The sequence below is a fragment of the Pseudomonas sp. MBLB4136 genome, assembly GCF_051904765.1.
Classification (GTDB): domain Bacteria; phylum Pseudomonadota; class Gammaproteobacteria; order Pseudomonadales; family Pseudomonadaceae; genus Aquipseudomonas.
This window is the reverse complement of sequence record NZ_CP196713.1, coordinates 3,468,319-3,489,222: the sequence shown is the minus strand read 5'-3', so window position 1 is coordinate 3,489,222 and position 20,904 is coordinate 3,468,319. Positions and strand designations below refer to the sequence as shown.

The following is a 20,904-nucleotide window of genomic DNA, read 5'->3' as shown; positions in this document are numbered from 1 at the left end:
ATGGTAGAGCAAAAGTACAACAGCGGAATGCCAGTGATTCCGAACCTTGCGGACTTCGACAAGTTGTCCGGTGGGCTCCTCGAGCGGATTATTTTCCGTAACCGCATGCTGGTTGTGGTCGCCTGTCTGCTCGCTACGCTCGTGCTCGGATTCTTTGCCACTCGGCTCGAGGTTAACGCCAGCTTCGAGAGAATGATTCCAAGTGCCAGCCCTTACATCAAGAACTACCTGGCTTATAAGGACCAGCTACCCGGCTTGGGCAATAGTATTCGGGTGGTGGTCGAGAATAAGCAGGGCGATATCTACGACCCTGAATATCTGCAGGCGCTGCAGAAGGTCAACGATACGCTCTACCTGATTCCCGGCATCGATCGCTCCTGGATGAAGTCGCTGTGGATGCCGATTGTGCGTTGGAAGGAAGTCACCGAGGAGGGCATCGACGGCGGCGCGGTGATGCCGTCGGACTACGATGGCAGTGAGGCTTCGATCAATACCCTGCGCCGCAACATCGGCCGCGCCGGAATTATCGGAAGCCTGGTCGCCAACGACGCGACCTCGAGCATGATCGTGGCGCCTTTGCTCGACACTCATCCGCAGACTGGGCAGCCGTTGAATTACGGCGAGTTCTCTACCCAGCTAGAAGAGCAGATTCGCTCGTTTCAAAGTGACAAAATCGATATCCGCATCGTTGGTTTCAGCAAGCTGGTGGGCGATCTGATCGACGGCCTGTATGCCGTGATGATGTTCTTCGCCGCCTCGGTGGCGATCGCTGCGCTATTTGTCTACTTCTATACCCGTTGTCTGCGCAGCACTCTGCTGTTGGTCAGCATCGCTGTTGCAGGGGTGGTTTGGCTGCTAGGTCTGATGCAGTTGCTCGGCTATGAGCTGGACCCCTATTCGATTCTGGTGCCGTTTCTGATCTTCGCGATCGGCCTGTCGCACGGCACGCAGAAGATGAATGGCATCCTCCAGGACATCGGCCGCGGTACACATAAGTACGTGGCCGCGCGCTATACCTTCCGCCGTTTGTTCCTCACCGGGCTGACCGCCCTGTTGACCAACATCGTCGGCTTCGCGGTATTGGTGATCATCGATATTCCGGTGATTCGCGATCTGGCCCTGACTACCAGCATCGGTGTGGCTGTGCTGATTTTCACCAAGCTGCTGCTGATCCCGGTGGCGCTGTCCTACATCGGCGTCAGCAAGAAGGCGGCACTCATTGCGATCGAGAAGGACCGCGCCGGCGAGCAGAACCGCAGCCTCCTGGGGCATGTCTGGCACGGGCTCGATCGCTTCACCGAGCGGCCCTGGGCCACCGCGATTATTGGCCTGTCGGTTGTCGTCACGGTGATTTGTAGTGTGGTGATGCTGGACCTCAAGGTAGGCGATCTCGATCCCGGTGCGCCGGAACTGCGTCCCGACTCGCGCTACAACCGCGACAGTGCCTACATCACCGAACATTACGGGCTGTCCAGTGATCAGTTCGTGGTGATTATGAAAACCAAGGAGGATAGCTGCCGACTGTATCAGTCCCTCCAGACCATGGATCGCCTCGCCTGGCAGCTGCAGCAGACCGAAGGGGTGCAAACGACCAGCTCGCTGGCGGAAACCGTGCGTTTCGTCACCTCGGGCATGGCCGAAGGCAGCCCGAAGTGGTTGACCATCAGTCGCGACCAGGCGATCACCAATTCCTCGGTGGATGCTGCGATGATCGCGTCGCCGGGCATCACCAACCCGCAATGTTCGGTCACTCCACTGATCGCCTACCTGGCAGACCACAAGGCCGATACCTTGAGCCGTGTGCTGCAGGTGTCCGAGAACTTCGCGGCTGAGCACAACACCGCGGCGGATGCCGAACAGCCGATCCAGTTTCTCCTGGCTGCCGGCAATGCCGGAATCGAGGCCGCGACCAACATCGAGGTGGAGAAGGGCATCTTCACCATGTACCTCGCGGTCTATGGCGCCACGGCGCTGCTCTGCATGCTCACCTTCCGTAGCTGGCGTGCCACCGTGGTCGCGCTCATCCCGCTGATCATGACCACCATCATCTGCAAGGCTCTGATGGTCTGGCTGGGCATCGGCCTCAAGGTCGCGACCTTGCCGGTGATCGCCGTCGGTGTCGGGGTCGGGGTGGATTACGCACTCTATCTGCTCAGTGTGCAGCTCGCGGTTCAGGAGCGCGGCGGCTCTCTGGCGATCGCCTACCGCCGTTCGCTCGACTTTACCGGGCGGGTGGTGGCGCTGATCGGCCTGACCATGGCCGCGGGCGTCATCACCTGGGCGTGGTCGCCAATCAAGTTCCAGGCCGACATGGGCATCCTGCTGACCTTCATGTTCCTCTGGAACATGCTCGGCGCCCTGGTGCTCATCCCTGCCTTGTCGCACTTTCTGCTTAATTCCAAAACGAATGTGGCGCTGCCCGACTCGCTCGCCAGCGATCAGGCCGCTTGCTCTTTGGAGCAGAAGGCGAAAGTGAATGTTCAGGTGGTTACCGCGCATTGATCGACCCGCCCAGTAGGCGGGGATCAGCTGACTAAGCGGCCAGGCGCGTGCCGTGGCCCGTTATTGGAGGGGTGTTATGTTCGAATTGTTGATGAGTGCCGACATGATGGTTCCGGATCCCGATGGGATGACGGAAAAGCTGGTGGATAAGCTCGGTATCTACAAGCATGAGCGCTGGCGTCAGGCGTTCGACAACCATCCGTATATTGCGCACTTCCTGCGTGTGCACAAGTCGCTGGCGGTTGCGCCGACGCGTATCGAACCACAGTGGCACCTGGATATGCCGAATCCGGGCGACCCGTTGTTCCATGACTTTCTCGAAAGCCTGAAGGACTTCCAGGGTCATCACCGGCCGATGATCACCCACTCGATAGTCTTGGCCCTGCATGGCGACAAGTTCGACGCCCTGGTGGACAAACTGATGCGTCGGCGTCTGCCATTCCGAATGGCGCAGCGCACGCCGGAAATGCCCTTCGATCGCCTCTGGCTCGGCGCAACCCCTGAACAGCCTTACTACCAGCCCTCTGTGGACGGCGGTTTGTGCATCGAGATCATGCCGACCGAGCCGCTGCAGATGCCGGCAGAAACCTATGCGCTGCCGCCGGCCCAGCCGCGCGACCTGAAGCCGGGCGATATGGTGCGGGTTACCGCACGAGGATATCTGGTGCGTGACCTGGACGAGACCCTGCGCAAGGTGTCGACCAACCTCGACTGGGAGCCCAGCGGCCCGGTGGAGAATATCCGCAGTGAGGGTTATCGCCGCGCACGCATGGGTTTCAGCGTCGCCAATAGCGCGACCTTGGATATCATCGAGGCAACCTACTGGAACACCGATGCCGGTCACTACGTGAATAACTGGGGACCTGGCCCTTACTACATCCGCATCGGGGTCAATGATCTGGCCGCCAAGGCCGAGGATCTGCGCGCTCGCGGCACGGCCTTCGAGTGGGTCGATTCGTCCGAGGCGGTCGGTGGCAAGTCACTGATCAAGGTCGACCCGAAGGAGTTCGACGGCCAGGTCTTCGAGTTCGAGGAGTGCCCCGTATGAGTGCCGAAGCCAGCCAACAATTACCTTTGGTGATCAACGAGGCGGTACGCGTCGAGCGCGATGCGGCGGTTGGCTGGATCGTGCTGACCCGGCCGGGGCAGATCAACGCGATCAACGACCAGATTCGCCATGGCGTGCCAGAGGCCCTGGCGCTGCTGGACAAGGATCCGCAGGTGCGCATCATCGTCATCCGTGGCGATGGCGAGCGTGGTTTCTGCGCCGGCGCCGACATCAAGGAACGGCGTGGTGTAGAGACCTCCCTGCAGGTGCGTCAGCGTATGCAGCGGGCTCGCTGGATCGAGTCGTTGGATCAGGTCGCCAAGCCGATCATTGCCGCGATCCACGGTTACTGCATGGGCGGTGGCCTGGAGCTGGCGCTGGCCTGTGATATCCGCTTCGCGTCGCCGAATGCGATTTTCGCCCTGCCGGAAACCGGTCTTGGCCTGATCCCCGGCGGCGGTGGTACCCAGCGGCTCGCTCGAGTAGTGGCTCCGGGACGTGCCTTGGATATGTTGCTCTCAGGCGACCGGATGAACGCGGACGAGGCCCTGCAGATCGGTTTGATCAGCCGCCTGGCCAGCGATGCTGCAGGCTTGTTGAACGAGGTGACTGAGTTCGCCCAACGCATCGCCAGCAAGCCGCCGATGGCCTCGTTGTACGTCAAGAGGGCCGCGCGCGCGTCGCTGGAACTGGACCTGAAGAGTGGTCTGGACCTCGAGCTGGACCTGTTCGCCCTGCTGGCCACTACCCAGGACGCGAAAGAGGCCGCCAGTGCCTTCAGTGAGAAACGCGCGCCGCGTTTCACGGGTGAGTGAAGCATTCCCCGCTTGATCGACAACAAGAGAGAACCAGCATGACAACAGGAAAATTGGATGGCCGCGTCGCCATCATCACCGGTTCGGGCGGCGGCCTGGGTGCTGAGTGCGCCCGCGTGCTGGCTTCCCACGGTGCTCATATAGCGGTCGTCGATATCAAGGGCGAGGCCGCAGAGCAAGTCGCCGAGTCGATCGTGGCACAGGGTGGGCAGGCCATTGGCCTGTCCACCGACGTGTCCTCCGAAGAGTCGGTCGAGGCCATGGTGGCGGCAGTGGTAGAGCGTTTCGGTCGCATCGATATCCTGCACAACAACGCGGCTGTTCTGGATGTGGGGCAACGCCAGCGTGACCGCGATATCTGCAATCTGGACATGGCCGCCTGGGATCGGGCCATCGCGGTGAACCTGCGGGGAGCGGTGCTGTGCTGCAAGCACAGCATTCCGGTGATGCTCAAGCAGGGTAAAGGCTCGGTGATCTTCGCCACCTCCGGACTGGGCGTGCAGGGCGATCTATCCCTGACCGGCTATGCCACCTCCAAGGCGGCGCTGATCATGCTGCCGCGGCTGGTCGCCGCTCAGTACGGCAAGCAGGGCATCCGCGCCAATGCCGTACAGATCGGCCTGGCGCCAGCGGAGAACGCGCATGACTCCATGCCCGCGCAACTGCTGGATATCCTGCGTGACAACCACATGACCCCGGAATTGGGCACGCCCCGCGAGATCGCCAATGTCGTGGCGTTCCTGGCGAGCGACGAGTCGTCGTTCGTAACCGGCACAACCCTGGTCGCGGACGGCGGCTTCAGCAGCCACACGCCCTCGCTGGTGGCGATGCGCGAATTCTTCCAGAAGTCGGGCCGGGGCGGCATGTGATTCGTTGCTGCTGAGTGTGGGCAGTGAGCCGGGTAAGGTGTTTTTCACCCGGCCGCGTGAGGCGTTTACGCCGGATCGGAAGCGAGGCTGATGCTCGACACGATGAAGTCGACCGAGTGCTGCCGCCACAGCTGCATGCCCTGTGCAGAGCGGGTATCGACCCCTACCAGCACCGACATGGAGTAGTGGTTGGTAAACCCGCCTGAGGTGAGCAGGGCGGCTGTTGCGAGAAACAGCCGTGGATCGGCCACGGCTTTGAACTCCCCGCTTTGCGCGCCGCGCTTCAGGATATTGTCGAATTTCTCCGCGAGGGCAGGCGTCAGGTCGGCAAAGATGTTGCGCGGCGTGTCATGGGCATCATGGTAGCGGATGCCTTCGAGGGCCAGCGCGCCCAAAAACGGATCATCCCGGTATTGATCGAAGCAGTAATAGAGTAATTCGCGCAAAGCAACTGTCGGTGCCAGGTGTTCGATGTCGAGCGCGATGAGCTCGGCCATGATCCGTTGCGAGGACTCATCCAGAACAGCACTGAACAGTCGCTCTTTCGAACCGTAATAGTGATAAACGAGCTGTTTGGTAATCCCGGCTTCGCGGGCAATATCCTCGATGCGTGCGCCGCTCAGGCCTTTCTTGGAGAATTCTTGGCGAGCAACTTCCAGCAAGCGGTTCAAGGTATTGCGCTTATTGGGTTCGCTGCGAACTGGGGAAGTCTTCATTTTATCGTTATTCCGTCTGCCATACGCCGGCCGCTAGATCGGTGACTTATCGACGTGCAGATTAACACGTCGACCTTTGCATATGGCTTGCCATGCCGCCGAGTGAGCGCAGCACCATCGCCTTACTAGGTTGTAATGCCGAGTTTGCGAAGAGACCTAAACCGCGACTGAACCAAGAGGGGCGTTGCCATGGATCTGCGAATTTCCGGCCGTAAGGCCATTGTTTGCGCGTCATCCCGTGGCCTGGGAAAAGCCTGCGCGCTGGCCCTGGCGCAAGAGGGCTGCGAGGTGGTGATCAATGGCCGCGATGCCGGGCAACTGACCCGGACCGCGGCCGAGATCATGGCTCAGACTGGACATCAGCCGTTGGTGGTGGCTGCCGATCTGAGCAGCGAGGCCGGGCGTGCCGCCCTGTTGGCCTGCTGCCCAGAGCCGGACATCCTGATCACCAACAATGGCGGGCCTGCTCCGGGGCGCATCGAGGAGTGGGATCACGCCGCCTGGTTAGCTGCCGTGGAGGCCAACATGCTCTCGGCGATCCTGCTGATCCAGGCTGTGGTTGGCGGCATGCGCGCCCGGCGTTTCGGGCGGATCGTCAATATCACCTCGGCCATGGTCAAGTCGCCGCGCCTGCCACTGGGGCTTTCCACCGCTGCCCGAGCCGGGCTGACGGCCTTTTCCAAAGCGCTGGCCAGCGAAGTCGTGCGTGACAACGTCACCCTGAATAACCTGTTGCCGGAGCGTATCGAAACCGATCGCTTGCAGTTCATGAGCACACAGCTGGCCAAGCACAAGGGTTGCAGCCTGGAACAGGCGCGGGCGGAAATGCTCAGCCCGATTCCGGCCCGGCGCTTCGGTACGGCCGAAGAATTTGCCGCGGCCTGCGTGTTCTTCTGCTCGGCCCAGGCCGGCTATATCACCGGGCAGAACCTGCAGGTGGATGGCGGCAGCTATGCCGGGCTGATCTAGCTGCAGCCCAGGTTGCGCCGCTGTCGCTCATCCCGTGCAACGGGCTTTCCAATCGGCCGGGGCGACTTCCGTCTCTGCGAAGTCCAGTTCCACCTCGACTCCGTTGGGGTCGTTGCAGAACAGTTGCCATGTGCGGGTTTCGCCCGGCGCGCGAATGATGCGAAAGGCGATGCCATGCTTATCCAGGCGCTCCAGGGTGGCCGCCAGGCCCTCGGCGCGAAAGGCCATGTGATCGAGCACTCCACGGCGCGGCTCGGGCATCCGCTCGACGGCAATCAGGTGCAGGACGGGATGGGGGCCGACGTACAGCCAGTAACCGGCAATGGGGAAGGGCGGGCGCGGCCCTTCGCGCAAGCCAAGGATCTCCACATAAAAGTGGTGAGTGCTCTGCAGCTGATCGGTGACGATGGTGAAGTGATCCATGCGCGTAATCATGCGGTTTCCTTGAATGACCCAAGTTCGGCACTTCGACTGTCTCGCCGGATTGGCAGCGCTGATAGCGAGTGCACTTGCGTTGTCGGCCCCATGCTACGAGTGCGCGTTCTCCCGACCAAGACACCTGGCTGCTTTCGTTTTACTCAAGGTCAAACGGATACGCTGCTGCTGTAGCTGCTTATTCGTTAGGGTATTACTCGGCAATCGCGGTGAACTGCGTTGCGATTTCTCGATAAGTCTAATAACGGAGATCGGCCTGATGAACCTTCTACCAACTGTCTCAAGTTATCTAGCGATCATCGCCTCTATCGCGGCTGCCCTGGCCGAGGCTCAGGCGCAGGGAAACGCATAGTGGTCAGCAGACAGTTGCCAACACAACGTTTCAATAGTTCGGGCGTGCTGTGCTCGGTGTTAATGCCGTGCGCGGGCTATTGCTGAGCTGATTTTTTCAGGCTGAGCGGCTGTTACCAATCAGCGTATATAGCGAGCAGGAGGCGGGTTACCTGGCGGCAAGGCTTTCGGCCTAACGCAGGCGAGCCCCTGGCAAACGATTGAACACGGCTGGTTCGTACTCGCCGGATCAAGTGACGTGCGTTTTGCTGGCGTCGCGGTTTGTCCGCGTATGGATGATCCGATAACGAACCAGGCCATTGAAGTGCACCACAAGTCGGCTGGCGTCGTATCGACCGGCCATGGAGAGCAAATATGACATTGAGTAATGCCGAGTTCGATGTCCTCATTGTTGGGGGCGGACACAATGGCCTGACAGCCGGCTGCTACCTGGCCGCCGAGGGCAACAAGGTGATGGTGCTGGAGGCGTTGGGCAAGGTCGGCGGCATGGCATCCTCTGGCTATCTGATCCCCGAGGCTCCCGAGCACCTGGTGCATCCTTGCGCATTGGACATGATGTCGATGCGTGTGCATGCCCATGTACCGCTTGAACTGGAGTTGGATCGCCACGGCTTTCAGGCGGTCGAGTACTCGCCTGGCTATGTCTATCTGCACCCGGACGGCACCTCGGTGGTGTTCTGGCGTGACCCCAACAGAACCGCCGAGGAAATCCGCCGTTATAGCCCGCGCGATGCCGACGCCTATCTGGCGTTCGTCAAGGTGCTGGATGCCTTTATCGACATGGCGCTGCCGATGATGCGGGCCGATCCGGCCAAGTTCAATCTGGGCACCAAACTCAAGGTTCTGAGAACCGTGTTGCGCAATCGCAAGCTCAAGCCTGAGTTGATGGCGTTGATGACCGGCTCGGCCTACCAGGCGGCGCTGGAGCGTTTCGAGCACCCGGTGACCATCTCTGCCATGTGCGCGCTGACTGGGCTGGCCGGGGTGATCACGGCGGATGGCAGCGGCATCTACTACGCCCTGGTGGCCTTCCTTCATCGCTTTGGCGTAGGCCGGGTGATCGGCGGCATGCAGAAGCTCAGCGATGCGCTGCGTTCGCGCTTCGAAGAGTTGGGCGGGACGGTGATGACCTCGGCCTCGGTGGCCGAGATCGTCGCCGTGGACGGCAAGGTGCGCGGGGTGCGCCTGGTGGACGGCCAAGAGTTCCATGCCCGTGCGGTGGTCGCCAGCTGCCATCCCAAGGTGGCGCTGGAGATGGTCACGCCGGGGGCGATCGAGCAGCAACTGCTGACCCGTGTGGCGATGGCGCCGGCCAACGCCCATGGCGCCGGACCGGTCAAACTCGACCTGGCCCTGAACGGGCAGATCTCGGTGCCGCGTTTCGAGGCCATGCGCGGCGACGGCATCGACCTGCGCAAGGCCTGCCTGTTGATCGGGACCGCCGAGGCGGTGCTGGAGAACTTCGCCGCCAGTGCGCGCGGCGAAGTGCCGCGCTTGCCTTACATCACCTTCGCCGCGCCCAGCGCTGTCGACCCGTCGCAGGCGCCGAGCGGGCAGGACGTGCTGTACATCTACCCGCCGGCCATGCCGGTCAACCCCGTCGAAGGCTGGGATGCGCTGCGCGAGCGGGTCGCCGATCAGCTGATCAGCCAGGTCAGCGAATACATCGAGGGCGTTAATGAACACACCATTATTGGCCGCCGCCTCGAGGCCGCGCCGGATTTCACCGCGCGCTTGAACACGGTGAATGGCTGCGTTGTGCACATCGATACGACCACCCTGCGCTCCAGCAGCATGCGCCCGGCTCACGGTCTGGGCGGCGATACCCTGCCGGTCGAAGGCCTCTACTTGGGCAGTGCCGGCATCCACCCCGGTGGCGGTGTCAACGGCATGGCCGGGCGCCTGGCTGCCCAGCGGGCCAAGCGCTACCTGGGCAAGCGTGCCAGCGCCCGCACAACGGTACTGGCAGGTGCCAGTCAGCAACCTGTTGGCCAGTCCACGCCTGGGGCGTGAGCGCGGCCGTCCGGCCATTGATCGGTTGGGGCTCCACAGGGGCCGGTGCGGCGAGCCGCGTCGCTCGACAGGTCGATGGCAATGACAATTCAATAGAGCGAGAAGTGAACATGAGTGCTACCCCTAACGAGACCGCGATCGATCTCAAGAGTGCCTACGCCGCGGTATCGGCAACCTATCTGGGCACGAACCTGGACATCCATGAAGTGTGCCGGGAGCAGCGCCTGAAATCCCCCGTCTACCAAGGCGACTTCATCACCCAGTTCGGTGTGCCGACCAATGCCGGCATCCAGCAGGGGACACGGCCGACCTTCGCCCTGTTCAAGTATCAGGACGTGATGGCGGTACTGCGTGATGGCAATACCTACACCAGTGGCTTCATCGCCGAGGGCCTGGGCGCCTTCTTCGATGGCCTGGTGATCCTGGCCATGGACGGCGAGCCGCACCGCAAGGTACGTGCCCTGTTGCAGCCGGCATTTATGCCGGAGAACGTGAACAAGTGGCGTGGGCAGATCGACGAGGTGATCCGCAAGGGCTTCCTGGAACCGCTGATTCCGGAGAAAAAGGCCGACCTGATGCAGTTCGGTCTGGAATTGCCGATCCGCATTATGTACGCGTTGATGGGTTTCCCCTCCGATGACCCGTCCAAGTACAAGCAGTACGCCGCCTGGGCGCTGGCGATGGTCGGCGGCAACCAGATCGACCCGGAGAAGATGGCCGAGGCCCGGCAGAAGGCCGGCATCGCGGTAAAGGGGCTGTACGACGCCATCCAGGAGGTCGTGGTGCGCCGCCGCGCAGAGGGCAGCCAGGGCGACGATGTGGTCGGACGCCTGCTACGCGCCGAGTACGAAGGTCGCACCCTGGATGATCATGAGGTGATCACCTTCACCCGCTCGCTGCTGCCCGCCGCCGGCGAAACCACCACGCGCATGTTCAGTTCGGTGATGACCCTGCTGCTCACCACCCCGGGCCTGCTGGAGCGGGTCAGGGCCGATCGCTCGCTGATTCCCAAACTGATGGACGAAACCACCCGCTACGAGCCGGTGGCCACCTTCAAGGTGCGCGAGACCGCCAAGGATGTCGAGTTCCACGGGGTGAAGATTCCCAAGGGCTCATTCGTGCAGTGCATGGTGGTTTCCGCCAACCGCGATGAAGACGTATTCGATAACCCCGATGTGTTCGACATCGACCGCAAGCTCAAGCCCTCTTTCGGCTTCGGCTTCGGCCCGCATATGTGCATTGGCCAGTTCATCGCCAAGGTCGAGATCAGTTGCTCAATCAACGCCATCCTCGACCTGTTCCCCAATATTCGTCTGGATCCGTCGCAACCGGCACCGGTCATCGAAGGTGCACAGCTGCGTGGGGCCGCGTCACTGCCGGTGATCTGGGACTGAACGGCGCCAGCCCAACCTGCCTTGCGTGGCTTTCGACGATAACGATAAGAGATGATCCCCATGAGAACCTTCAAGACGATTCCTGAGCGCGGCGATTTTGGCTTTCAGCAACTGGTCGGGCCGCACCAGGTCAGTGGTGCCGCGATGGGCGGGAGCCGCGGCTTCTTCGGCCTGCAATTGAGCAAGTCCTCGCCGTTCGGCTCGGTGCGCGACGAGGACGGCAATATCTATTCGTTCGTGCGTTCGTTGCTGGCCCCGGGCGGCACGCCGAATCCGACCAAGTTCTTCTACCTGAACAACCACGTCGACGGCGTCAACCTGCGCATGGACCACGAGAAAATGGCCCGCCAGGCGCTGACCCCAATGCCGCTGCAGACTCTGGACGGCGACACCGTGCGCTGGACCAACCAGCCAGGTGAGGCCGGTAACGGCTGGGAGATCACCGCCAACAGCGAGCGTCTGACCTGGAGAGAAGATGGCCTGTTCCAGCTGGAGGGCAGGCTGCTCGGCCCAGGCTTGCAGTGGTACCTGCCTGGGGTGGAGTGGGGCACGTTCTACGTGTCGCAGCTGTGGGAACTCGCCGGCGTCTGCGAAGGCAAGCCGGTGAAGGGGGCGATGGCGCTCGACCAGTTCTACATGGCCGAGGGTGGTGCCATCCACTTCAAGAAGGACCTGGTGGTCAACAACAACAAGCACGTCATCTGGTGGTCGTTCGTCACCGTGTACAAGGACGGCAGTTGGGATACCGGCTCCTTCATGGTCGGCCATGACCACCTCGGCTATGCCATCTTCGCCAACGACAAGGGCGAGGTACGCGTCACCACCGACATCGAAGGGCAGACCAAGCACAAGGACGGCAGCTACTTCCTGGAGTCGGCCAAAGTGGTGCTGGATGGCAAGGAGGAGTGGGAGTTCCTCCCCGACCCCAAGGGAGAAATGATCGACTTCGTCGGCGGTTTCCCGATCACAGCACAGCAGGAAGGACGCTGGCGCCGGGTTGGCGATACCCGCGAGCCCTCGCATTGGCTGGGATGGGGCGAGTCCGACCGGCGCAACGGTTCCGCACGTAACGTGCCGGGCCGGGATCTCTAAAGCCCAGCGGCGTTGCGACGATGGGCTCCTGCCGGCCTGGCCGTTGCGGGAGCCCTAACGAACAAGAACAATAGGAAACGTTCGATGAGATTCAAAGACAAGGTGGTGCTAATCACCGGTGCCGGGCGTGGCATGGGGCGCGCGATTGCCCTGGCCTATGCGGCGGAGGGCGCGCGGGTGGTGGTGTCGGCCCGTACCCGCGAGTATGGCGAGGAAACCATTGCGCAGATCCTGGCGCTCGGCGCGCAGGCCTGCCTAGTAGGCGGCGATATCGCCGATCGCGCGGCGGTCAAGTCCATGGTCGAGGGTGCCATCGAAGCGTTTGGCGCCCTGGATATCCTGGTCCACTGCGCCGCGGATACGGCTCACGGGCTGATCACCGAGATGGCGGATGAAACCTTCGATCATCTGGTGCGTAGCAACATTCAGTCGTTGTTCTGGCTGGCCAAGGACGCGGCACCCCATCTGGCCAAGGCGCAGGACAAGGGGCGGATCATTTTCATCTCCTCCGGCGAGGCCAATCGCAAGTACACCCCGACCCTGATTCCCTACGGTTCCAGCAAGGCGTTCATGAACGCCTTTGCGCGTGGTCTGGCGGTGGAGTTCGGTGCCTTGAATATTCTGGTCAACGTGATCGAACCGGGGCTGATCGGCACTGACCATATGCTTGCAACTCTGGGTGAGGACCTGCCGCATCGGCTGGCCGAACATTTCCCCGTGCCGCGCCTGGGGCAGTCGGCGGACATCGCCTCGGCCGCGCTCTTTCTGACGTCCAACGAGGCGTCCTACATCACCGGTACTTCGCTGCTGGTCGATGGCGGTGCCACCATGGTGACCCTGCCGAAGGTCGAAGAAATCCTCAAGGGGCATTGAGCCCAGATCGCGCCGCCCGCTCGGCACGACGGGTGGCGCCAGGAGTCCCCTATGTCCGCCCCGTCCCTTTCACGACCCAAGGCCGCTATCGACACCGGCGAATTCAAGCGCGGTTGGCGCGTCCTCTTGCTCGGCCTCGCCGGTATCTGTACCAGCATCAGCGTGGGCCTGCTCTATGGCTTCGGCACCTTGGTGATTCCCCTCGAACAGGCCTTCGGCTGGAGCCGCGGTGATCTGCAGGCGTCGATCACCTTCTTGTTCGCCGGGGTGGCCATCTCCACCCAACTGGTCGGCCCCTTGTACCGCCGCTTCGGCCTGCGGCGCGTGGCGATCGTCTCGATCGTGCTGCAGGTGATCGGTTATGCGGCAATCACCCGGATCGAGCAGTCCATCGGCTGGCTGTACCTGGCGTACTTCGCCATGCCGCTGGTCTGCGCGGGAACCATCGCCATTACCTGGACGCAACTGGTCAACCTGTGGTTCGAGCGCAACCGTGGCCTGGCCTTGGCGGTCATTCTCTGCGGCACCGGCCTGATGGCGGTGGTGCTGCCGCCGCTGCTGGTGCGACTGATTGCCCAGTTCGGCTGGCAGGCGGGCTTTTTCACCCTGGCGGCGATGCCGTTGCTGTTTACCTTGCCGATGGCGCTGTTCTGGCTGCGCATGCCGAGCGCAGTGGGGTCTGCCTCGCCGGCGAGTGGAGAGACGGTATCGCCGTTGAGCGGTTTCAGCTTCCGCCAGGCGCTGCGCTCGCCGGTCTATTGGAGTTTCAATATCGCGCTGATCCTGTCGGTGTGCCTGACCGTCGGCATGGTCACCAATATCGTGCCGATGCTGCAGAGCAACGGGCTTTCCGCCCAGGCGGCGAGCCAGATATTCAGCAGTTTCGGCGTTTCCATCATCGCCGGGCGCTTGCTGGTGGGCTATCTGCTGGACCGCTACCCGCCGATCCTGGTCGCTGCGGTCAGCCTGGCGCTGCCGGCCATCGGCTGTGCAATCTTCCTGTTCGGCGGCGTGCAGAGCATGGCGCTACTGGTGCTCGCCACCCTGTGCATCGGTGCCAGCGCCGGTGCGGAGTTCGACCTGGCGGCGTTCCTAATGGCGCGTTATTTCGGGCTGCGTGAGTACGCGCGGATCTTCGGCCTGCACCTGGCGCTGGTCACCATCGTTTCGGGGCTGATGCCGGTGTTGTTTGGCCGCCTCTATGACGCCTACCAGGGTTATTCGGCGGTGCTGCTGTGCTGCCTCGCCTGTTCCATCATCGGCCCGTTGTCCCTGCTCTGGCTGCGGCCGGCAGCGGTGGTTGCGGCCCAACAGCAACCTGCCTGAGCGGTTGTGCAAAGTCAGGCGGGCTGGGCCCGCCCTTGAAAACCGAGGAGAAACGAATGAATGCGCAAGAAGCTATCGAGCAATTCCTGCATGGCCAGATCGAGTGCTGGAACAAGGGTGATAGAGAAGGATTCTTCGAGCATTACCGCCGGGTGTCGCCCGCCGGCCTGAGCATCGAGTACGTCGGCCGTCCGTTGCCGACCGACCCCTGGCAGATCCTGGAAGGCATGTGGGAGAACCAGCAGCCGCGCTTCCGCGTGGAGGTCAAGGAAACCATCATCAACGGCGAGGAAGCCGCTTGTCATCATCGCAACGCGCTACGTGATGGCAGTGGCGGTATCGAGACCATCGAGTTGTACCGTTTCCAGAGCGGCAGGTTGTCGGTGCGGTATTTCATCAAAGCCTGACCGGGCCACCGCGGGCGCGGTGATGGGCCGAGCTTGACCTCTATGTCCGCCGAGCCTTACGGCGCTCGGCCAGTCATGTAGGCGTCGCCCCTTCCAAGTACTCGGGGCGTATCAAGTCCGGCCTGCTGGCTGACGCCGATGCAGGCTCAGCACCAGCATGCAACCGATGGCCGATAGCAGGGCAGAGCAGAGGAACACCTGTGCGAGGCCGAGGCCGGAGACGATCACCCCCATCACTGGCCCCGCCAGCCCCACCGCCAGATCGAAGAACAGCGAAAGCGTGCTCAGGGCTGCGGTGCGATTGGCTTCGGGCGTGCGGGCCAGGGTTTCCACCGCCAACCCCGGATAGACCCAAGAAACACCGAGACCGGTCAGTGCGGAACCGAGGAACGCCACCTGAGGCGAAGGTGCGAGCCAGACGAGCAGCAGTCCCAGGGTTTGCACGAGCATGCAGATGGTGACCACCCGAAATCCACCGAAGCGCGGCACCACGTTAGGTGAGACCAGCCTGGCGAAGATGAAGGCACCACCGAAAGCGCTCAGGCAATAAGCTGCGTTGGCCCAGCCTAGGCTATCGAAGTACAGGGCGATGAAGGCGGTGAGGCTGCCGAAGCCCGCCGAGCTGCAGGCGACAGCCAGGCCGTTGGGCAGTACGGCCAGGAACACGCTGCGAAACGGCAGCCCTACGCCCGGCTGCAGGGGGGCGGGGCGTCGGCTCTGGGCGAACAGCAGGGACAGAAAGCCAAGCAGGATAATCGCGATACCGATGCTGGCGAGGCCCAGTTGATCGCGTATCAATACCCCGAGCGGCGCGCCTATGGCGGTGCCGCCATAGGCGGCGATGCCGTTCCAGGACATGATCTGCGCAGTGCGCGACGGGCCATGCAGGCCGATGGCCCAAGTGCAGCTGGGCGTGGAAATCAGGGCCGCGGCAATGCCCTGGAGAATGCGGCCGGCCAGTAGGATTACCAGGCCAGACCAGGGAGTAGAGGGTAGCAGGATCGCCAATGCGGTCACCAGGCCGCTGGCCGTGAGGGTGGCCAGTCCTGTCATGACCGTGCGCTTGGCACCGAAGCGGTCGGCGAGTTGTCCGGCCAGCGGACGCGACACAAGAGTCGTCAGGTATTGCAGGCCGATTACCAGGCCGGCCATTGCGCTGCCGAAGCCCAGGGTGTTCATCACATGACCGGGCAGTACGGCCAGTGGCAGTCCGTTGCTAATGAGTGAGACGAAGTTGAAGCAGACGATCGAAACGATCGACAGGCCGACTGGAAGGGATTTGCAGCTGCCGTTCATCCGTCGTCGACCTGCGTATCGTCTCTTAGTCCGTGGCCGCCCTGCGCGCATGTGGAGCGTCGCACCGGGGGTTAATCGCGGTTGGCGGCTTCCCAGGTCTTGAGTTCGAAGCCGGGGGCGACTGCTTCGGCAGGACTAAGGGCAGGCTGGCGCGAGAGGATTTTGCGCGCCGCCAGGTGGTCGCCTGGACGATTGCACGACTCCACCGCGATCAACCGATCTTCGCGGAAACACAAGACCGAGACCTGGGCGTCGTCCACTGAGCCGATGACCACGGTACTGTCATATCCGTTCGAAAGGCCGGCGATCTGCAGCTTCAGGTCGCCCTGATCCGTCCAGAACCAGGGCAGCGCGACGTAGGGCGCCGGGTTGCCCATTAACCTTGCCGCCACGGTGCGCGCCTGGTCCACCGCGTTCTGCACCGACTCGAGCCGAGTTGGCTGTTCATCGTTCTGCAGACAGGGGAAGCAGGCGACATCGCCTATGGCGGAAATGTGAGGGTCTGAGGTGAGCAGGCGGGCGTCGACCTTGATGCCGTTGGCGATGTCCAGGCCGGCTTCGCTGGCCAGTTGCGTATTGGGGATCACGCCGATGCCGAAGACCACCAGGTCGGCGTCCAGTATGCGTCCATCGGAGGTTTCCACCCCGGCCACGCGGCCATTCTCGCCGATCACCCGGGTCAGGCCCTGGCGGAAGTCCAGGTGCACGCCCCAGCGACGGTGTGCCCGGCTAAACAGTTCGGACATCTCGCGACTGACCGCACGGGCCATCGGCCGGTCGCCCAGTTCCAGGACATGCACGGCCGCGCCCAGCGATGCGGCCACCGCGGCGAACTCCAAGCCGATGAAGCCGGCGCCGACCACCACCACGTTGCGCGCTTGCTTGGCCAGAGGCGCCAGGGTGTCGGCGTCGAGCTTGGTCTTGATGCCGAACACGCCTTCCAGCTCGGCGCCGGGCACGGGCAGGGGACGGTTGTGCGCGCCGGTGGCCAGTACCAGGTGATCGTAGGCCAGGGCCTCACCACTCTCGAGCAGGACTCGGCGATTCTGCCGATCGATGGCGGTGACGCGGTCATGGCGTAGTTCGATGCGTTGCTCGGTATAGAAATTTTCCGGGCGGAACAGCAGGTTGGTCGCGCCGATCTTGCCGAGCAGGTAGGCCTTGGACAATGGTGGCCGCTGGTAAGGAAGGCCAGGTTCATCGCCAATCAGGCTGATGCGTCCTTCATAGCCAGACTGTCGCAGCGAAGTGGCGACCTGGAAGCCGGCCTGGCCAGCACCGACAATTACTACCGAGGCGAGTGACATGGGAACTCCTACTTAATTCTGTACGACGAGAGTTCTGCGCGATTCAGTATTGCGATACGGGCAGATGCAGTACGACGCCGTCGAGCGCTTCGCTGATAACCAGCTGGCAAGTCAGACGGCTCGTGGCACGGCGTTCGACGGCATACTCCAGCATGTCGGCTTCGCTCCCCTCGGCCTCCGGCACCCGTGCGTGCCAGTGATCGTCCACGTACGCATGGCAGGTGGCACAGCTACAGGCACCGCCGCAGTCGCCTTGGATGCCTGGTACCGAGGCAAACATCGCTGCCTGCATGACCGATTGGCCAATTTCTCCAGTCACCTGGTGTTCGGTACCGTCATGTTCGATCAGGGTTAATGTAGGCATTGTCGAGATCCTATGAAGCTAGGGTGGGGGCAGGCTGCGCGCCAAAGTGTGGTGCGCGGCCCAGGGTCAGCAGTAATAGAGGGCCTATCACGCTGCAGGCCATGGAATACACAAGCATTGCCGAGTAGGAGCCGGTACGGCTGAGTAGCAGGGCGAACAGCAGCGGGGCCAGCGCCGAGGCCACGGTGTTGAGTCCCTGATGAACGCCGAACAACCGGCCATACTCGCGAAGGCCGAAATAGCGGGCGACGAGAAATGCGGCGATGTCGAACTCCGCTCCGGCACCGAAACCGACCAGAATCGCGGCACCCAGCAGCAGAGCGAAATCCTGGTCGGCACCGAGATAGATCAAGCAGCCGACGGCCGGCAATGCCAGGCTGAGCGCGGCCACGCCCGGCGGCCAGAGCCGGTCCAGCAGGTAACCAATCAATACACGACCGAGGATCAGCGAGACGCCGAAACCGCTGAAGATGAGGCTCGCGTCGCTGGCCGTCAGTCCGCGACTCTGCAGCATCGGCACGGTACTGGTAACCATGCCGACGATTGCAGAGATCACCAGGCCGAGCGCCAGGTTGCACGTCCAGAACTTGCGGGAGGCCATGCCTTCCTTAAAGCTCATGCCCGGCAGGTCCAGCAATTCGTTGTCTGTAGGTCGTCGATTCGGGGCTTCGCTCCCAGGCACTCTGAACCAGAGCAGTGTTAAGGGCAGCAACAGCAACAGATTGAGCAGGGCGAGAATGACGAAGGCGGCGCGCCAGTCCCAGTGCTCGATGCCCCAGGCCAGCAGGCGCGGAATCGTGGCGGCGGTGAGGCCGGTGCCCGAGAGGCCGATCGCCAATGCCAGGCCACGATTGCGCTCATACCAGAGGCTGAGCAACTGGGTCCAGGTGACGGCCAGCGCCCCCATGCCGACGATGGGGAGTACGGCAAAGGCGAGGTAGAGCGTCCAGATCGAATGGTTCAGCTGAGTCGTCGCCAGGTAGCCGAGCGACAGCAAGATCAGGGAGGTGACGGTGACCCGCTTCATGCCGTAGCGCAGATTGAGCCAGCCGACCAGTTGCAGGGAAATGACCGCGCCGCCGAACAGGAAGGTGATCGAGGCCTGCAGTTCACTTTTGCTCCAGCCGAAGGCCTGCTCCAGGGGCAGGACCAGGGTGCCGAAACCGTACAGCAGTGCGGCGTTAATGCTAACGGCCACCCCGGCTACCGCGAGTATGAGCATTCTCCAGCTTTGCCGAAACTCAGTGAGGTCAATGGCCGCATTGCTAGGTGGGCGAGGCATCGGGCAGGCACCTTTTATTGGTCTTTTCTTGGTGACCAGCTCCGCGTTTTGCCTGGGTTGCACTGCGGGCGCGTGATCTTTGTTCTGATTTAAGAATTGAATGCTGTATCTAGAATATGGCAGAGTGAATGGCCTGTCTAGTCGTGCCAGGCCGATCCGCTACATAACAAAAAGCAGGTACCACGATGCATTCGCTCAGTCGCTACTCCATTGGCGCCAAGCTCCTCATGCTGCCCGGTTTCTTTGTCCTCTCCCTCCTGATCATTTCCGCGGTCGCCTACCAGGGACTGGCGAGCCAGCAGCGGGTCATCGACGAGATGGAGCAGTTGCGGGTCAAACAGTACAAGCAGGCGCTGGATATCTCGGCCTCCTCTCAAGCCGCCATGGCCAATGCCTATGCCATGGTGGTGCGGATTCTCGAGTCGAACGGCGAGGCGTCCGTCGAGGAGTTGCAGTCCTACCTTGAGGAGATGGACCTGAGTCTCGGTGAGATGTCTTCGGGGTTAAGCAGAAGCGCTGCGGAGGAGCGGCTGGGCGAGGAGGAGCGTGCCCTCTATCTGGCTCTGCAGGAGCAGGCAGCCGTGGTGGGCAGCGGTTTTACCGAGCTCAAGACCAAAGCCCTTACCGACCCACTTCAGGCCGCCTCGATGCTCGGCAACCTACGCGCCGACTACAACAGCTTGCTGGGGCAATTCGGACGTCTCCTGACACTGCAGGAAAGCCTGACGAACCAAGCCTTTACCCAAGCCGCTCGCGTGGTGAGCAACGTTACCCAGGTGTTGATCGTGACCTTGCTGGCTGCCGTCGGCTTGGCCCTGGTTGTCAGCTTGCTGTTGCGGGTGCAGATCATCCGCTCGATTCGCGCCATCGAGCAGGCCTCGATCAAGCTGCGCGATGGCGACCTAACCCAGCGCGTGCGTATTGTCGGGCACGATGAGATTGCCCGGACCGCTCAGGCATTCAACGAACTGATCGAGAGTTTTCAGCTCGCCGTCCGCCAGGTGGCGGGCGTATCGGCATCGGTAGGCGCGTCGGCAGAGGAGCTGGTCATCACCTCGTCCCGGGTCTCTGAAAGTGCCACGAGTCAGGCCAAGGCGGTTATCGAGGTGTCGGCGACGGTCGAGCAGATGAGCGAGGGAGTTGCCTCTATCTCCGTCAATGCCGAGGAGTTGAGGTCTTCTGCGGAAGCCAGTCTGCGGGGGGCGGAAGCCGGGCACTCGGCCTTGAGCCGTCTGCTTACGGAGATTGAAAGCGTACGCCTCGCTTTCTCGGCCATTAGCGGCTCGGTAGGGGACTTCGTCGTCAGCACCTCCGCCATCACCGCCAGCATCAATCAGGTCAAGGAACTTTCGGCGCAAACCAATCTGCTGGCCTTGAATGCGGCAATTGAGGCTGCGCGTGCCGGCGAAAGCGGTCGTGGTTTTAGCGTGGTGGCTGATGAGGTGCGCAATCTGGCGCAGCGCTCTGCGATGGCTGCCAACTCGATCAACGAGTTGACGCTCAAGCTGGAAGGCCAGTCCGCAGTCGTGGAGAAGGCCTTGCAGGCGGGCACTGTGGCTTTGGATGGCAGCGATAAGCTGTTGGGTGAGTTGGAGAGCACGTTGGGGGAATCCGCGCGCCTGGTCGGTAACTCGACCCGTGGTGTCGACTCGATTGCTATCGCCGTGCGCGAGCAGAGTGAGGGCGGGCGGGATATCGCCTCGAACGTCGAGCGCATTGCGCGCATGGCTGGGGAAGGGGATGCGATTACCCAGCAGGTATCCAGGGCGGTAGTGTCCCTGCGCGAACTGTCGGAAGAGTTGAGTCTCGCGGTGAGTCGCTTCCGTTTCGAGGCGAACTGAGAGC

The 20,904-nt window shown here is 62.3% G+C and carries 18 protein-coding genes; 12 read left to right on the top strand and 6 right to left on the bottom strand.

The genetic code is table 11. The features are described 5' to 3' along the window. The 4 genes from ACSX1D_RS15820 to ACSX1D_RS15805 all read left to right on the top strand — a co-directional run bounded on the left by ACSX1D_RS15820 (position 1) and on the right by ACSX1D_RS15805 (position 5,234). On the top strand, positions 1-2,502 hold the full coding sequence (locus ACSX1D_RS15820; RefSeq protein ID WP_439859417.1) for an efflux RND transporter permease subunit: 2,502 nt from the start codon (positions 1-3) through the stop codon (positions 2,500-2,502). A 76-nt stretch (positions 2,503-2,578) separates the two neighbouring features. Continuing rightward, positions 2,579-3,550 (top strand): lactoylglutathione lyase, encoded by a 972-nt coding sequence (locus ACSX1D_RS15815; protein ID WP_439859416.1) that lies wholly within the window; start codon positions 2,579-2,581, stop codon positions 3,548-3,550. Continuing rightward, complete coding sequence (locus ACSX1D_RS15810) at positions 3,547-4,365, top strand: enoyl-CoA hydratase/isomerase family protein (protein ID WP_439859415.1); 819 nt, start codon at positions 3,547-3,549, stop codon at positions 4,363-4,365. Before ACSX1D_RS15815 ends, ACSX1D_RS15810 begins: the two co-directional genes overlap by 4 nt. A gap of 38 nt (positions 4,366-4,403) precedes the next feature. Further along, entirely contained in the window at positions 4,404-5,234 is an 831-nt protein-coding gene (locus ACSX1D_RS15805) for an SDR family NAD(P)-dependent oxidoreductase (protein ID WP_439859414.1), read from the top strand. Between the two features lie 65 nt (positions 5,235-5,299). On the opposite strand, the gene ACSX1D_RS15800 is transcribed toward ACSX1D_RS15805, so the two are convergent. After that, on the bottom strand, positions 5,300-5,950 hold the full coding sequence (locus ACSX1D_RS15800; RefSeq protein WP_439859413.1) for a TetR/AcrR family transcriptional regulator: 651 nt from the start codon (positions 5,948-5,950) through the stop codon (positions 5,300-5,302). Positions 5,951-6,139: 189 nt separating this feature from the next. Between ACSX1D_RS15800 and ACSX1D_RS15795 the strand changes: the two genes are divergently transcribed. Beyond that, positions 6,140-6,919 (top strand): SDR family oxidoreductase, encoded by a 780-nt coding sequence (locus ACSX1D_RS15795; RefSeq protein WP_439859412.1) that lies wholly within the window; start codon positions 6,140-6,142, stop codon positions 6,917-6,919. A gap of 27 nt (positions 6,920-6,946) precedes the next feature. Here the strand turns inward: ACSX1D_RS15795 and ACSX1D_RS15790 are convergent, their stop codons facing one another. Further along, complete coding sequence (locus ACSX1D_RS15790; protein WP_439859411.1) at positions 6,947-7,354, bottom strand: VOC family protein; 408 nt, start codon at positions 7,352-7,354, stop codon at positions 6,947-6,949. A gap of 705 nt (positions 7,355-8,059) precedes the next feature. On the opposite strand from ACSX1D_RS15790, the gene ACSX1D_RS15785 reads away from it, so the two are divergent. From ACSX1D_RS15785 to ACSX1D_RS15760, 6 genes are all read left to right on the top strand, one after another. Beyond that, a complete protein-coding gene (locus ACSX1D_RS15785; protein WP_439859410.1) occupies positions 8,060-9,718 on the top strand; it encodes a phytoene desaturase family protein in 1,659 nt (552 codons plus the stop codon). A 110-nt stretch (positions 9,719-9,828) separates the two neighbouring features. Continuing rightward, positions 9,829-11,112 (top strand): cytochrome P450, encoded by a 1,284-nt coding sequence (locus ACSX1D_RS15780; protein ID WP_439859409.1) that lies wholly within the window; start codon positions 9,829-9,831, stop codon positions 11,110-11,112. Positions 11,113-11,172: 60 nt separating this feature from the next. Next, on the top strand, positions 11,173-12,204 hold the full coding sequence (locus ACSX1D_RS15775; RefSeq protein ID WP_439859408.1) for a hypothetical protein: 1,032 nt from the start codon (positions 11,173-11,175) through the stop codon (positions 12,202-12,204). Positions 12,205-12,288: 84 nt separating this feature from the next. Continuing rightward, positions 12,289-13,077, top strand: coding sequence for an SDR family NAD(P)-dependent oxidoreductase (locus ACSX1D_RS15770; RefSeq protein WP_439859407.1), 789 nt, complete (start codon positions 12,289-12,291; stop codon positions 13,075-13,077). Positions 13,078-13,128: 51 nt separating this feature from the next. After that, positions 13,129-14,403, top strand: coding sequence for an MFS transporter (locus tag ACSX1D_RS15765; protein ID WP_439859406.1), 1,275 nt, complete (start codon positions 13,129-13,131; stop codon positions 14,401-14,403). Between the two features lie 56 nt (positions 14,404-14,459). Further along, complete coding sequence (locus ACSX1D_RS15760; protein ID WP_439859405.1) at positions 14,460-14,810, top strand: nuclear transport factor 2 family protein; 351 nt, start codon at positions 14,460-14,462, stop codon at positions 14,808-14,810. Between the two features lie 111 nt (positions 14,811-14,921). Here ACSX1D_RS15760 and ACSX1D_RS15755 read toward each other — a convergent pair whose 3' ends face one another. The 4 genes from ACSX1D_RS15755 to ACSX1D_RS15740 form a co-directional block, all read right to left on the bottom strand. Then, positions 14,922-16,106, bottom strand: a complete 1,185-nt coding sequence (locus ACSX1D_RS15755) for an MFS transporter (protein ID WP_439859404.1) — start codon at positions 16,104-16,106, stop codon at positions 14,922-14,924. Positions 16,107-16,177: 71 nt separating this feature from the next. After that, positions 16,178-17,413, bottom strand: coding sequence for an NAD(P)/FAD-dependent oxidoreductase (locus ACSX1D_RS15750; RefSeq protein ID WP_439859403.1), 1,236 nt, complete (start codon positions 17,411-17,413; stop codon positions 16,178-16,180). A 43-nt stretch (positions 17,414-17,456) separates the two neighbouring features. Continuing rightward, on the bottom strand, positions 17,457-17,777 hold the full coding sequence (locus ACSX1D_RS15745) for a 2Fe-2S iron-sulfur cluster-binding protein (RefSeq protein ID WP_439859402.1): 321 nt from the start codon (positions 17,775-17,777) through the stop codon (positions 17,457-17,459). Between the two features lie 10 nt (positions 17,778-17,787). Continuing rightward, positions 17,788-19,059 carry an MFS transporter gene (locus ACSX1D_RS15740; RefSeq protein WP_439862340.1) on the bottom strand — a complete coding sequence of 424 codons (1,272 nt, stop codon included), beginning with the start codon at positions 19,057-19,059 and terminating at the stop codon, positions 17,788-17,790. 185 nt (positions 19,060-19,244) lie between these two features. Between ACSX1D_RS15740 and ACSX1D_RS15735 the strand changes: the two genes are divergently transcribed. Next, positions 19,245-20,900, top strand: a complete 1,656-nt coding sequence (locus ACSX1D_RS15735) for a methyl-accepting chemotaxis protein (protein ID WP_439859401.1) — start codon at positions 19,245-19,247, stop codon at positions 20,898-20,900. Positions 20,901-20,904 lie beyond the last annotated feature (4 nt).